This is a genomic window from Viridibacillus soli, assembly GCF_016612995.1.
GTDB classification, from domain to species: domain Bacteria; phylum Bacillota; class Bacilli; order Bacillales_A; family Planococcaceae; genus Viridibacillus; species Viridibacillus soli.
The window spans coordinates 68,271-82,265 of the sequence record NZ_JAEOAH010000003.1 but is presented as its reverse complement, the minus strand read 5'-3'; the positions used below and the strand labels follow the sequence as shown (position 1 = coordinate 82,265).

General features: G+C 37.4%; 9 protein-coding genes and 4 pseudogenes. 11 read left to right on the top strand and 2 right to left on the bottom strand.

Annotated features, from left to right (window positions below; genetic code table 11):
• The first annotated feature begins 494 nt into the window (after positions 1 to 494).
• The 5 genes and pseudogenes from JFL43_RS02270 to JFL43_RS02250 form a co-directional block, all read left to right on the top strand.
• On the top strand, positions 495 to 1,658 hold the full coding sequence (locus JFL43_RS02270) for an MFS transporter (protein WP_200747749.1): 1,164 nt from the start codon (positions 495 to 497) through the stop codon (positions 1,656 to 1,658).
• A gap of 730 nt (positions 1,659 to 2,388) precedes the next feature.
• Positions 2,389 to 3,558: a serine hydrolase domain-containing protein gene (locus tag JFL43_RS02265; protein WP_100797302.1), complete on the top strand. Its 1,170-nt coding sequence runs from the start codon at positions 2,389 to 2,391 to the stop codon at positions 3,556 to 3,558.
• 93 nt (positions 3,559 to 3,651) lie between these two features.
• On the top strand, positions 3,652 to 5,736 hold the full coding sequence (locus JFL43_RS02260; protein ID WP_200747748.1) for a serine hydrolase domain-containing protein: 2,085 nt from the start codon (positions 3,652 to 3,654) through the stop codon (positions 5,734 to 5,736).
• Positions 5,737 to 5,748: 12 nt separating this feature from the next.
• Positions 5,749 to 6,159 (top strand): S-layer homology domain-containing protein, encoded by a 411-nt coding sequence (locus JFL43_RS23340; protein WP_200747747.1) that lies wholly within the window; start codon positions 5,749 to 5,751, stop codon positions 6,157 to 6,159.
• A gap of 134 nt (positions 6,160 to 6,293) precedes the next feature.
• A pseudogene (locus tag JFL43_RS02250) lies at positions 6,294 to 7,168 on the top strand (IS4 family transposase); the annotation flags it as partial.
• 190 nt (positions 7,169 to 7,358) lie between these two features.
• Here JFL43_RS02250 and JFL43_RS23335 read toward each other — a convergent pair.
• A pseudogene (locus JFL43_RS23335) lies at positions 7,359 to 7,901 on the bottom strand (Tn3 family transposase); the annotation flags it as partial.
• A gap of 3 nt (positions 7,902 to 7,904) precedes the next feature.
• Here JFL43_RS23335 and JFL43_RS23330 point away from each other — a divergent pair.
• Positions 7,905 to 7,976, top strand: a pseudogene (locus JFL43_RS23330) (Tn3 family transposase); the annotation flags it as partial.
• A 27-nt stretch (positions 7,977 to 8,003) separates the two neighbouring features.
• On the opposite strand, the pseudogene JFL43_RS23325 reads toward JFL43_RS23330, so the two are convergent.
• A pseudogene (locus JFL43_RS23325) lies at positions 8,004 to 8,198 on the bottom strand (Tn3 family transposase); the annotation flags it as partial.
• Here JFL43_RS23325 and JFL43_RS23320 point away from each other — a divergent pair.
• The 5 genes from JFL43_RS23320 (at position 8,180) to JFL43_RS02220 (ending at position 13,781) form a co-directional block, all read left to right on the top strand.
• A complete protein-coding gene (locus JFL43_RS23320; RefSeq protein WP_407701934.1) occupies positions 8,180 to 8,263 on the top strand; it encodes a helix-turn-helix domain-containing protein in 84 nt (27 codons plus the stop codon). The pseudogene JFL43_RS23325 and the gene JFL43_RS23320 sit on opposite strands and share 19 nt — an antisense overlap.
• 186 nt (positions 8,264 to 8,449) lie before the next feature.
• Positions 8,450 to 8,776, top strand: coding sequence for an ArsR/SmtB family transcription factor (locus JFL43_RS02235; RefSeq protein ID WP_100797299.1), 327 nt, complete (start codon positions 8,450 to 8,452; stop codon positions 8,774 to 8,776).
• A complete protein-coding gene (locus tag JFL43_RS02230) occupies positions 8,773 to 9,183 on the top strand; it encodes an SRPBCC family protein (RefSeq protein WP_100797298.1) in 411 nt (136 codons plus the stop codon). Before JFL43_RS02235 ends, JFL43_RS02230 begins: the two co-directional genes overlap by 4 nt.
• A 660-nt stretch (positions 9,184 to 9,843) precedes the next feature.
• Positions 9,844 to 13,014: an ATP-binding cassette domain-containing protein gene (locus tag JFL43_RS02225; protein WP_200747746.1), complete on the top strand. Its 3,171-nt coding sequence runs from the start codon at positions 9,844 to 9,846 to the stop codon at positions 13,012 to 13,014.
• Between the two features lie 485 nt (positions 13,015 to 13,499).
• On the top strand, positions 13,500 to 13,781 hold the full coding sequence (locus tag JFL43_RS02220; protein WP_200747745.1) for an iron chaperone: 282 nt from the start codon (positions 13,500 to 13,502) through the stop codon (positions 13,779 to 13,781).
• The last annotated feature ends 214 nt before the right edge of the window (positions 13,782 to 13,995 follow it).

Genomic DNA, 13,995 nt, shown 5'->3' with positions numbered 1-13,995 from the left:
ACCGGTATGTAACGTTGGTTCTATCAAATATCAACAGAGTTATTTAACATAGCTTTATTTTAAGCAATGACTGCAAATAGTACATAAGTTATATAAAATCCATTTTTGATCATATAGCTAAATACTCCAATTATAATAAATTGGTAAAAATTAGAATCAAGTATTTACTTTTACATAATCAACCAATATACTGGGAGAGTGTTATTAATATCCATTTAGAAGATGATTCTTTTGATGAACATATAATACTTAACAAAGATCAGTTTATATGTGTGTGTTGTAATGAATGGCTTTAAAATCTGTTGTAACTCGAATTTTTGAAATAATATATAGCATGTAATATTCCTATGCATGAGAGATCCCACTTTTCGTAAATGTTGGTATGGCAACTTACATTTTACAAGAAGCATCCCTCTTTTTTCTATAGGTTTCAATCCAATTATTGAAACTCTTATAAAAGAACTTTTATTTCTAATAAGGAGGATAAGTTACTCGTGAGAAAAGTTCTGTTGTTGTCATTTGGGATGTTTGCTCTAGGATTCGATGCCTACGTAATTGCAGGTTTAATTCCAGGGATTACTGATACATATCACAAAGATGCTTCACAAGTAGGTCAAGCTGTTAGCATATTCACTTTATTCTATGCTATATCTGCTCCACTGTTTTCATCTCTGCTTGCTGGAAAACCTATTAAAAAAGTGTTGTTAGCTGCCATGTTAGTTTTTACATTAGCGAATGCCATAACGGCGTTAGCTCCTAACTTCTCTATTTTCTTATTATCTAGGGCAATTGCCGGAGCTGGAGCTGGTTTATTTTCACCATTGGCTGTAGCAGCCTCAACTCAATTGGTTCCAGATGCGAAAAAAGGAAGAGCATTAGGATTAACTATAGGAGGTATGAGCATGGGAACAGTATTGGGCGTTCCTATTGGGCTCTATATTGCTGACTTTTCTAATTGGAAATCTGCTATGTGGTTAGTTGTTATTCTTAGTTTAATAGCTGCATTAGGTGTCTTTAAACTTTTACCACATTTTCCAGCCTCTGCTCCTCCTGCACTAAAAGAGAGATTTAAAATGTTCTTAGATAAGAGAGTAGCTATAACTGTTTCCATAACTTTTTTTGCAAGTATAGCCAGTTTGGGTTTATACACCTACTTGTCACCGCTATTAGGAGAACTAGCTCCAGGGAACAGTCTAACAACTTTTCTATGGGCTTGGGGATTAGGTGGTTTATTCGGCAGTGTTCTAGTCGGGTATTTAATTGACTACTTTAAAAAACCTAAAACCCTAGTCACTATTATCTTAAGTACATTAACTCTATCAGTTGTGTGCATCCCAATTCTGATTGAATTCCCAGTAATAAAGTATTTACCATTCTTTATTTGGGGGGCTATGGGATGGGCTAGTCAAGCGCCACAACAACATATCCTGTTATCATATCAACCAAAACAGGGGAGTACAGCAGTTGCTTTAAATAGCTCAATCAATTATTTAGGAAGTTCAATTGGAGCTACCTTAGGTGGAGTAGTATTAACTTTACAAATAGGTAGCATATCACTAGTCTACTTTGCAATTCTGTCTATGATTATTTCCTTATGTCTTCAATTTTATAGTATGAAAAGCACATATACATTAAAGGAATCCGCTAAGAGTGCGTAAGTAGAAGCTATTTATTTTATTATAGTACTTCAAACTATTAAAATGAGGCATTTTTTTTCATGATACCTGAGGCAGTTCAATCGTGAAATGAGATGTAAATGTTTTTTTGTTCAAGAAGGGGTACCGTCACATGCCCATCAACTTAAGAAAAGTAAACACCCCCAAAACAAAAAAATGAGCTTACTTCTCAAAATAACTAACTGTAGAGAAAGAAAATTTTCATTTAGGGGGTACTTCAAAACCTTAGCTTGCTGGCGATAGGGTCACCATATCAAAAAAAGAAAATTGTACGTTTAGACACATTTTTCAACCGCTTCCTATATGTTAAGGGATTGGTTATTTTTTTTACAGTTTTTTATAATGAAATTCTAAATATCTAATTATAATTGGTGAAAAAGACGATCAATAGTTTGGGTACGGAAATGATTCGGATTTACATTCTTTCTTAATGCATATTATGGATAAATAAGGTAAAATATAGGTTGGGGGTATGTCTCATGTTGCGTTAATCTAGCAATAACTAAGGATACATAATATGCTTTCATACCTTTAAATAATTTTGTTATAGAAGGGGTGTAGATTTAAATGGCTCAAATTGTTGATATTGATAGATACCTTTGTACTGGGGCTTTAATCTATATGAGTGAGGGCCTTTTCCCTAAGCCTTGTCAGGAGGTAAGGAACAGTAAGCAACCACCTATACAATATTAATAGAAGAGAGGAATGCCTTATGAAAATACGTAGTCAAATTACATTTGCAAGTCTGGCCCTTTTAATAGCTGGAAGTTCCCTGTTATATACAACGCCAACCTCAATTGTAAAAGCAGAGCCCACTCAAAATGTATCTAGTTCATTACAAACAAGCAACCAACGAGATCGTAATTCCGTCAAGGAAGCAATGCGGGATACATTGCAATTTGGATACCCGGGGATACTTGCTAAAACTTCTGAGCGTGGAAAAACGTGGGGTTATGCCGCTGGGATAGCGGATCTGAGAACCAAAAAACCAATGAAAACAGATTTTCGCTTTCGCATTGGTAGTGTGACGAAGACGTTCACCGCAACAGTTGTACTTCAACTAGCTGGAGAGAACCGCCTGAATCTAGACGACTCCATTGAAAAATGGTTGCCTGGTGCCATTCAAGGAAATGGATATGATGGTAACCAGATTACCATCCGGCAGATATTGAACCATACAAGTGGTATCGCTGAATACTCAAGGTCAAAAGACGCTGATTTTACGGATACAAAAAAATCGTATACGGCTGAAGAGTTAGTGAAGATGGGGGTTTCTCTGCCTCCAGACTTTGACCCAGGAGAGGGGTGGTCTTATTCAAACACAGGATACGTATTACTGGGTATTCTTATTGAAAAAGTAACTAGAAACAGCTATGCGGAAGAGATTGAAAATCGGATTATTGAACCACTTGAATTGTCGAATACATTCCTACCTGGCAATTCAAGCGTTATTCCAGGCACCAACCATGCCCGTGGATATGTCCAACTAGACGGAACAAGTGAGCTAAAAGACGTTACTTATTATAACCCAAGTGCAGGTAGCTCTGCTGGAGATATGATTTCTACTGCTGACGACTTAAACAAATTCTTCTCTTACTTGCTCGGTGGCAAATTACTGAAAGAACAACAACTAAAACAAATGCTTACTACAGTCCCTACAGGAAAAGAAGGAATCGATGGATATGGTCTTGGAATCTATGAAACTAAGCTTCCGAACGGTGTCTCGATATGGGGACACACAGGTGGCATTCTAGGGTTTACTACTCTTGTTGGGGGTACACTTGGAGGCAAGCATACGTTGGCTGTCAATTGGAACAGTTTGGGTAGCGCTGACAGTCCTAATCCTTTTAAAAATATTTTACTTGCTGAATTTAGCAAGTAGGTCAAAAGGAAGAACGGATAAATTTTATCATATTCTCATAGCTAAACAAATAAATGATGAAATCGATCACTTATCTAAGGAGGCAATTTCCTCATGAAAAATAAGCTAACTGGTGTGTTAGCCGCTATATTAGCGCTAACTATGATCCTACCAACAGGGGCGAAAGCATTTTCTGACAGTAAGACTACAGTTGTAACTATCGAAGAAGTAGCTAGCCAAGAACTGAAGAAGATTGCAGCAGAGAAGGCTGCGCTACTCACGAAGTCCCATGGGGCGACTAGCGTGCAGTATGCGCTAATTGATAATGGCAAACTTATTTTGTCAGGGCAGGCTGGCAAGAACGATATGGAAGGGGAACAGCCGTTAACCAAAGATACTCTATACGGGATTGGTTCAGTCAGTAAAATGTATGCAGCAGCGGCCGTAATGAAATTAGTCGACGAAGGAAAAGTCGATTTGGATGCTCCTGTCGTCAACTATGTTCCTGATTTTAAGATGAAAGATGAGCGGTACAAACGCATTACGCCGCGTATGTTGTTGAATCACTCCTCTGGCTTGCAAGGTTCCACGTTAAGTAATGCATTTTTATTTAACGATAATGATACCTATGCCCATGATACCTTGTTGCAGCAATTGTCGAACCAGAGCCTGAAAGCGGACCCAGGCTCGTTCTCGGTATACTGCAACGATGGCTTTACACTGGCCGAAATTTTAGTGGAAAGAGTCAGCGGTATGAGCTTTACAGAATTTCTACATCAACGGCTTACAGAACCTTTAAAGATGAATCATACAAAAACGCCGCAGGACAAATGGAGAGACGAGAAGCGGGCTGAACTTTATTTTCCGGCGTACCAAGGGCAGCTTCCAATTGAAGCAGTGAATGTGATTGGTACGGGAGGGATCTCTTCCACGGCAGAAGATATGGTAAGATTCTCACAACTATTTATGGGACAGGGAAAAGGGATCCTCTCTGATAAAGTAGTCAAGGCAATGGAGCAAGAGGAATATAAAAAAGGGATGTGGCCGGGGGATGGAGATAATATTTTTAACTATGGTCTTGGCTGGGATAGTGTGAAACTATACCCATTCAGTGAATATGGGATAAAAGCTTTGGCTAAGGGCGGCGACACGGCACTGCAACATGCTATACTGGTCGTGCTTCCGGAACAGAAAATGGCAGCAGTTGTGTTGTCATCCGGTGGACGGAGTTCTACAAATCAACTGATGGCGACTGAATTGCTGCTCGCCGTGCTTAAAGAGAACGGTACTATTAAGGACATCAAGCCGAACAAATCCTTTGGCAAGCCGGTCAAGGTCAAGATGCCTCAAGATGTGACAAAGAAAGCGGGCTTTTATGGCAATAGCGAAACTCATTTCAAAATTGAAATTACGAAGAATGGAGAACTGTTCTTACCATCTAATCGAGAAGAAAAATATGTATATACTGCGGATGGAAGCTTTATTAATGAGAAGGGTACTTCCAAGCTCAACTTCGTGACCGAGAAGAATGGAAGAACTTATTTGAGGGAGAGCACATATAAATCGCAGCCAAGCTTAGGGCAAAGTGTGATGACTCACTATTTAGCTGAGAAACTAGAAGAAAACGTGCTATCGAAGAAAACCGCTGCTGCATGGGCAAAGCGGGAAGGCGTCAAGTTCTATCTTGTGAACGAGAAATTTAGTTCTATTGAATATCTCGTACAACCGAAACTTATTACCACACAGATTACTCGCAAGGAAGGCCTGGAAGGCTATTGGGATGGCAGAAAAATTACAGGTCCGGACACCGCGGCGCATCAGCTCCAGATCCCCGTGATGAATGGTCGTGATACGACGAAAACCCATTTCTATACAGAAGGTGGCAATGAATTTATGGAGATGGCCGGGTTGTTATACGTAAGTGGAACTAACGTAAAACCACTTGATGTAGGGCAATCATCTAAAGTTACGCTGCAAGCAAATGGGCATGCGAAATGGTTTACGATCCCGCAATCGGCAGCCGAGAAAACGATGAACGTGACGTTGCCATCGAAGGGTTCGTTCGCGGTGTATGATGAGAAGGGAGTATGCGTCGATTTTACCATTGTGAGCGGCAATAACAAAGTAAAACTGCCGAAGAACGGAACGGTTGTATTTGCTGGAGCGCCGAACTCGGAATTTGCAATCACGTTGAACTAGCTACAATTCAAGATGGACTTCAACAAAACCAGTACGACACAGAAAAGGTGTTTTGCTGGTTTTGTTTGTATTTACGCATTATCTTTACAAAGAGGCTTTCCACGAATAATATCACGCTCAAACTCTGCAAGAACAGCTAGCATACCAGTTCTGGGCGATCATCTTTTGCTCCACTCATTTTCTCGGTGTAAATACGTTCGCAGCCGGTATTATGATGTACAAGCCCTATACGATGCAGGAATTATCCGAGGTGTTTCAGCTACTAAGTTTAACCCGTATGGCACACTCACACGTCAACAGGCTGCACTTATGTTAGTACGAACACTAGAATTGGGTCATACCAGCAAAACGGAAAACGTTTCGCGCGAAATGTTGGTGGAACGCCATGATGAAAAAATAGATAAAGTTAAGATTCTATATTAATTCAACTAAGGGTAAAACCACATGCCCATCAAGCTAAGTTTAAACAATACCGTCAAGAATGAAAAAACGCTATTCTTATTGTAAGAAGTTTACGAGAAAGGATGGTGTTTTTTTATGAATCCTATTATCTCCAGCTTGAAACCGTAGAGGCAGGCGATTTATGTTTGCGTGATCTTGGTTACTTCGATTTAGGAGACTTACAAGCGATTCATGATAAAGAGGCTTACTTTATCTCGCGGTTGAAGCTGAATACACGCATTTATATCAAGAACCCTGAGCCCGAATACTTCAACAATGGCACGTTAAAAAAGCAAACCGAATACATCCAGCTTGATATGACACAAATGATGTCTGGTCTACCCCCTGGTGAAACGATAGAAATCCCCGAGGCATACATTGGCCAAAATCAGAAGCTTCCAGCACGTGTCATGATTCATCGTTTAACCGACGACCAAACGCAAACACGCCTGAAAAACCAAGCGATACGTGAAAAGAAGAAAGGCATTGCCATGAAGGAGAAAAGTAAGCGCTTGATGGGAATGAACGTCTATATCACGAACACATCGCCAGAAGAAGTCCCCGCTGATTATGTCCATTCCCTCTATTCCCTACGTTGGCAGATTGAGATATTATTTAAAACATGGAAGTCATTCTTTGAAATCCATGAATGCAAAACGATCAAAAAAGAACGCCTAGAGTGCCATTTATATGGACAACTCATTGGCATTCTCCTCTGTTCTTCTACGATGTTTCAAATGCGACAGCTTCTGCTTGAAAAGAAAAAGCAGGAGTTGAGTGAATACAAAGCGATTTATAGATTAAAGATTACTTTCCGTTACTGTTTCAAGCGATAGCAGTTGGCACAGAAGAACTTTTGAACATTCTGCATCGCCTTTATCAGCTGCTAAAAAAGAACGGTCGTAAATGTCATCGGTATAAGAAGATGACCGTCTTTGATATTCTAGGGGTCGTGTATGAAACGACGGTGAATCATAGACAAGCTGCCTAGCGAAAAAATCGCGTTTTAATAGGCTTCTTTGGCATGCCTACTATTCCATCACTCGCTAGTTTTGAAACAAGGATCATTTCATATCTAGTCATTTACGTTGTTAGCTTGATGGGCATGGGGTACCGTCAGGAAAATGCGGATTTACAACTCTAAGCCTATTTTCCTGACGATTCCCTCGTTTTTAACAACGTTAAGTAAGTTTTAGTGGTCTTAAAGCATCTAGACCACTTTCTCCGAATTAAAATGGTATTCTCCTAGTAAATTAATAAGTTCCCAACCTAAAGGCGACATATAGTGCAATAAGTCTTCATTAAAACTACCTGTCCGTTTTTTATATTCTACTGCTTTTGTTAGATGTAGAGTATTCCAGATACTTATGGCATTGATAATTATGTTTAAAGCACTGGCTCTTTGCAATTAGTGCTGTATGGTTCGCTCCCGAAGCTCTCCTTGTTTTCCGAAGAAAATAGCTCTTACCAGTCCATTCATGGCTTCTCCTTTATTCAATCCTTTTTTGTATTTTTCTTCTTAAAGATTCATCCTAAATGTAATGTAAAAAAGATTGTTTTTTCTATTCGTCCCATTTCACGTAAGGCTGTAGCTAAGCTGTTTTGTCTTGAATAACAGTCTAATTTCCCCATAATCAAGGATATTGAGACTGTTCCTTCTCTTATTGAATGACTTTTGTATTTATTTGTCCACGTAAAATAGCTTCTAGTTTTGGATACTCACTTACATAGAAGAACATTATACAGACACAGCCGGTTACACGGACCAAATTTTCGGATTGACTCATTTATTAGTATTTACATTGAGACACATAGGCTAGTTGCTAATATGTAAGTCCGGGTGTTGCTTTAGCCATCATATTCCTTCCCATACCTAAAAGGGCAGCCATGATAATGATCGTTTCTTCTTTATTTGGCTTTCGATTATTGGGAGTATGAGTGAATTGCTCATGAAATCCTGTTATATAAGCAACATCCATGAGTAAATCGATTAATTTTATTCTTGGGAGCATCTGATAAAGGTAAAACTGTAAATCAAATTTGTGAAATTACAAATGCATCTAGAGCTTCATTATATAGAAAGTGATCGGAAGGGAACATATAATCGTTCCTTATTCCATTAAAGCGCCAGATAATGGAATAGTAAGAGAAGTTGACATGTCACCTTTTGGTGTCCTATAATCAATAAGACAACAAAAGGTGTCTTATTGGGTTATTATGAAGTTTAACCGGTGACATTACAGGAAATAATAATGAAAAGGTGGGGGTGATTTTGAACGGAAAAAGTCAAGTGAAGGATGTTTATGACGCTGTTGCCGATCCAACCAGGCGAAAATTACTTCAAATGTTGGCAGATGTTGAAGAATTACCCCTACATGAGATGACGGTTCATTTTGAAATGGGTCGTACAGCAGTTTCTAAGCATTTGGCTATCCTTAAAGATGCTGATCTCGTAATTGCTCGAAGGGTTGGTAGAGAAACGAGATATCGGTTGAATGCCACTCCGTTGAAACAAATTCAAGATTGGGTATCTTTTTACGAAGGATTCTGGAAAGAAAGAATTGTTAAATTAAATCTTTTATTGGAGGAAAAAAAATGAAATCAGATGTATCATTAGATTTTCAATTTACAAGTTCAATCGAGCAGGTGTGGAACGCTTTAACAGATTCGGATACTCTTGCGAAATGGATATGGAAAAATGACTTTAAACCAATCGTAGGACATAAGTTTCAATTCCGAGCTGAGCCAAATGAATGGTGGGATGGAATTGTAGATTGCGAGGTACTCGAAGTGGACGAGCCTCATATATTATCTTACACTTGGCAAAGTGCCGGAGAAAGCACTACTGTTACATGGACTTTGAAAAAAGGTTCAGATGGCACTATCCATCTACATCTCGATCAAACTGGATTTAGTGAAGAAACAAAAGCCCGCGAGGGAGCTATCGAGGGAGCTAAATATGCTTGGACGAACATGGGTGACCAGCTCGGAAAAGTGTTAGCATAACTGTATCATCCTCTATGATGCCTGCTTTTCAGGGCCCTTTTGAGTGAGTACTTGAATATATCAATCAAATCGAAATTGATAATTATTAATCGTTTTATATAATTAAACCATTCTTCAACAATAGGGCGCAATTCCGTAGCTAGAATTGTGCTCTTTCTCTATGAGAAGGGCGCATTTCTGAAGCAAGAAAGGCGTCCTTCTTATTTCTCACCTTATGGGATAACAGAAATTAAAAATAAACGAACAATTATCTGGAATATAAGTGTAGCCAGTATTCATTAAACGATCTTCTACAATTGGGCGCTTTTCCGGACCACGGAAAGCGTCATTTTTAATGGAATAAAGGATTGAGTTAAATAACAAATTTTGTAATAATTGCAATTTAGCAAACGAGGTAGGACAGTTGTAGAAGCTTTTATAATATATCTGAGAGTTTAAGTAAATACTTTGTGGGATTGCGTTGAAAAAAGGACCACTAATTGCTGGATTTGAGCCATGAAATTGTTTCTTAAAACGGTATAAGTGAATATATAACAAGAAATTTAGAAATCTTCGTCTACAATTAGTATGAATTTGTCGATTCGAAAAAAACACAACAAATTCAATTGAAGTTTTACAATTATGGCAATCTTAAATTTTGAGAATCGAGAGGGCATCACTATGAAAATAAATCAATTAATTGCGAACAATATTAACAAATTAGATGCGGTACTACCAGTAGATAAATCGTTAGGAATCGCTGGTTTGTCTGGATCTGGTAAAACAACTTTTTGTCAAACAATTGGTGAAGAATCCAAGAAGCGTCTCGTTTCTTTATTGCCAAAAGCTGAATATCAGTATTTATTTCCAACTATTATGGAAACTAATTTTAGTGCCATCAAGATGGAAAAAATGCCTTTAGTCCTTTTTCTCGGAAAATCATCAATCTCTTCCAATCCACGTTCTACAATTGGTACACATACAGGCGTATTTAAAGACATTCGTGTTACTCTTGCTGAAAAATTCGATCTGTCTCCAGAAGTTTTTTCATTTAATAATGAGTTAGGATGGTGTCCAGGTTGTAAAGGTCGCGGAACTACTAAAAATGTCGAATGTCCTAAGTGTAAGGGGAAGCGCTATAATCAAGAAGTTAAGCAATATATGATTGAATTATTTGATAAACCCCATAATATCTCCGATATCAACGACTTAAGCATTGAATCCATTATTTCACTTGCAGAAGTTTTAAATATTAGTGAAGGTAAACAACATATTCTCAAGAATATGATCAATATGAATATTGGTTACTTAACATTAAATCGCATTATGGGTACATTGTCAGGTGGAGAATTAACACGACTGTACTTGGCAGAATTCATGGCATCAAGTGAAAATACCGTTATTATTATTGATGAAATCTCCGTGGGTCTTGATCACCAAACACTATTGAAAATTTTAGAACAGATTAAACAATTAGGCTATAAGAATCAAATTTGGCTCATTGATCATTCAGACACAGTGCTCGACACAACGGATGAGCAATTGTTCTTTGGTCCGGGTAGTGGTAAATACGGCGGGAAAATTGTTGAAGAATCACCACGTCCAAAACCAATCATTTGGGAACGAAATGAGGCAATGCCAACAGAATTCTATCAATTCAAAGAGCTTTACTGTCGTAATATTCAAATGGCAGAAATTCAGATTCCCCAAAACAGACTTGTAACGTTTACGGGTGAGTCAGGATGTGGTAAATCTACACTTGTTAACGAGTGTATGGCCAAAGACTTTCTGAAGCGATATCCAAAAGATAAAATTGTCATGGTTGGGCAAGAACGAAACCAATCGATTACGAGTCGGTCAACAGTTGCGACGTTTCTTGATATTAAAAAGAAGCTCACAAAATATAGTGAAGATATCGATGATATTTTTCAGCGCTCGATTGAAGATATTATTGATGAACTACCAGAAGGAGACATCGCTCATAAACGCTTGAGCTTATTGATCAAACTTGGACTTGGTTATTTGACATTAGAAAGAAAAACACAGTCCTTATCGACTGGTGAATTTCAATGTGTCCATTTAGTTTCTGAGCTGTTTGCGAACTCTAGAAACCCACATACGCTTTTTATTTTTGACGAGCCTTCAAAAGGTTTATCACAAAATATTTTAAATCAATTCATCGATAGTCTCAGAAGCATTTTGCAAGATGAATCTGTCTCAATAATAATGATTGAACATAATGCGTATATGCTAGAAAACTCTGATTTTATCGTTGATTTTGGTAAAAGACAGCTTGCACCTGTGGAGCATCTGGATGTTGTCAGTCATGAAGACTATTATTGTCAAAAAAACAGTGAAGATCGAATTGCTCCATTACAAATTTCTTCAACACTCAATCAACAAAATGACGTTAACTACTTAAAAGAAAATCATATTGCCTATTTTAAAAATGCAGAAAACGTCTATAAGGGTGGTATCTTAAAAAGCTTATCATCAATGGCACGTTTGATTTATGGTGAATACGAATCCGAAACAATTGCACCCGTCATCGCTATTGATTTAGAGCGGCATTTGTATAGTCAATATAGTTTTCTCTATGAAATGGGCGGCTTGATCAACCATATTGTGGCAGCTCATCCGATCAATAAAAATACGAATAACTTCGATTTCTATAATCAAGAAAACCATTGTCCATCCTGCTCGGGACGCCAAGTAATTGAGAAATTTGATATTGATATTGTTATTCAGGACAAAATCGTACCATTTTGGGATGGCCTATTCCATCCAGACGTGATGAAGGTTTTAAAATTTTATCAATATCCAAAATTGCAATTCCTCTTTGATGAAATTAAGAATGAGCTCGGTCAGGATATAAGTAAAAGTTATAATGACATGACTGAAGCTGAAAAACATACCTTTTTATATGGGTATTGGGAAAAATCATTCTATGATAAAGCAGGCAAGGCGTCGAGGACTTGGGAAGGCTTTAATTTCATCATTGGACGCTATATAGTTGTATCGAAATCGATTATTAAAGAGCAAATGAAAGCATCCAAAGAGATGATTACCTGTCCAATCTGTCAAGGAACCGTGCTAAACCATCATAAAAAGCTGGAATTTGGCGACACAGATATTCGTGAGATTATTCAGCAGCCTGTTGATCAAGTGATGAAAACAGTAGGTAAGTTACAAATACTAGAAAAACTAAAGGCTATAGTCGGTGGCAATATGACTTTGACTGAAGATGTCTCTCTATTACCTAGGGAAACACAGGTCGCCCTGAAAATGTTTGAACTGGAGCAGGGAAGCTTTGCCCATTATGAAATGGTTTTACAAAATGTCCTACCATTCTGGGGTAGTATTAGCGGTAATATCGAATCCATCAGCATGAATAATCGGATCACCATCTGTGATTTTGACAATATTACCGAAACGAGAGAAACGATCATTGATAAGTATTTCACCAATGGAAAATACAAAAAGCTTACCTATGTCTATGAAGCGTTTGGTTATAAAAAAATTGTCACCCAAATTAATAAGATTAAAAAAAGTCATCAATGTCCTTTCTGTAAAGGGAAGAAAGTAATTTCAGAAGATGGACTCCATGATGGCGTGTATAAATTATCGGTACCATGCGTTAGTTGTTATGAAAGTGGCATCAATGATGAAGGGCGTAAGGAAATCATCGATGGCATAGACGTGCAAACATGGCTAACTGGCAAAGTAAGTGATGTTGTTGCTGAAAGCCTAAATCTTGAGGCTGTTGCATATATTCCAATTTTCAATCGTATTCGTGAGTTGAATAAAAGAGAAATGATGGCGGTATACCAATTCCTTGAGCAAAATAATTAAAATAGAATTATTAAAACAAGCGATATTTTAATACAGAGCTAGATGTCAGTCAGTGAAGAAAACTCATTTGCAATAATAAATTGCAAATGAGTTTTTATGCTATTCTGGAGAGGAGCTTGTTGGCTTAAAAGAATATTAAAAGTGTCAATCTAGATAGACAAAAGTACGGAGAAAATCTACTTATTATCTAAGCATGCTAATCAAAGCAAAAATCTTTAGTCATGCTTTCAATCTATCGTATAAAAGTATTAATAGAAGGATAGGAAATCCCAAACATATAAAAGTATTATTCAACAATCGGGCGCTTTAATGAAGTAACTAAAGCCTAATTTCTCACTTACAACACCGAGAAACTAGTCTTTTTATATTTGAGTTTCCTTTACGTTGTAAATCCGCATTTTCCTGATACTACCCCTAATAGTAGTAGTAAAATTAAGCATGATAACATCTAGATCTAAGGCTTTGTAATTTTGAAAGGAGAAATCATGGAAAGTAACAAAATTGCGTTTAAATCAATTGATGAATACATTCTACAAATTCCTATTGATGTTCAGGAAAAACTAAAAATGATAAGAAAAGTTATAAAAGAGGCGGCACCAGATGCAGTTGAAAAGATTAGTTTCAAATCGGAATACAAAAGTCCAAAAGGGGCAATACAGTTTCCTATAGAAAAGCCGATGCCGTATGAATTAATAAGTAAGATAGTAAAATTTAGAGTCAATGAGAATATACAGAAAGCAGAAGATAAATTACAACAGAAGAAATAATTTCATTAAAATTAAGTAGCTGCTTATGTAGTAAAAAACAAACCTCGATTTTATCTTGTTATTGAATAGATAAAATCAGGGTTTTTATGATAAACCTCTTATCCTTGTGATTCCATAATTCCTGATTCTATCCTAGAAGAAATAATCCCCCTGAGAAAAAAATCAAAGTTCACTTTTTGTATGTGTGTTATCTTGATTCACACGTTCTAAGTTC

Coding starts and splice junctions, on each gene's coding strand:
- JFL43_RS02260 (WP_200747748.1), top strand. CDS start 3,652: ATGAAAAATAAGCTAACTGGTGTGTTAGCCGCTATATTAGCGCTAACT.
- JFL43_RS02230 (WP_100797298.1), top strand. CDS start 8,773: ATGAAATCAGATGTATCATTAGATTTTCAATTTACAAGTTCAATCGAG.
- JFL43_RS02265 (WP_100797302.1), top strand. CDS start 2,389: ATGAAAATACGTAGTCAAATTACATTTGCAAGTCTGGCCCTTTTAATA.
- JFL43_RS23340 (WP_200747747.1), top strand. CDS start 5,749: ATGGACTTCAACAAAACCAGTACGACACAGAAAAGGTGTTTTGCTGGT.
- JFL43_RS02220 (WP_200747745.1), top strand. CDS start 13,500: ATGGAAAGTAACAAAATTGCGTTTAAATCAATTGATGAATACATTCTA.
- JFL43_RS02225 (WP_200747746.1), top strand. CDS start 9,844: ATGAAAATAAATCAATTAATTGCGAACAATATTAACAAATTAGATGCG.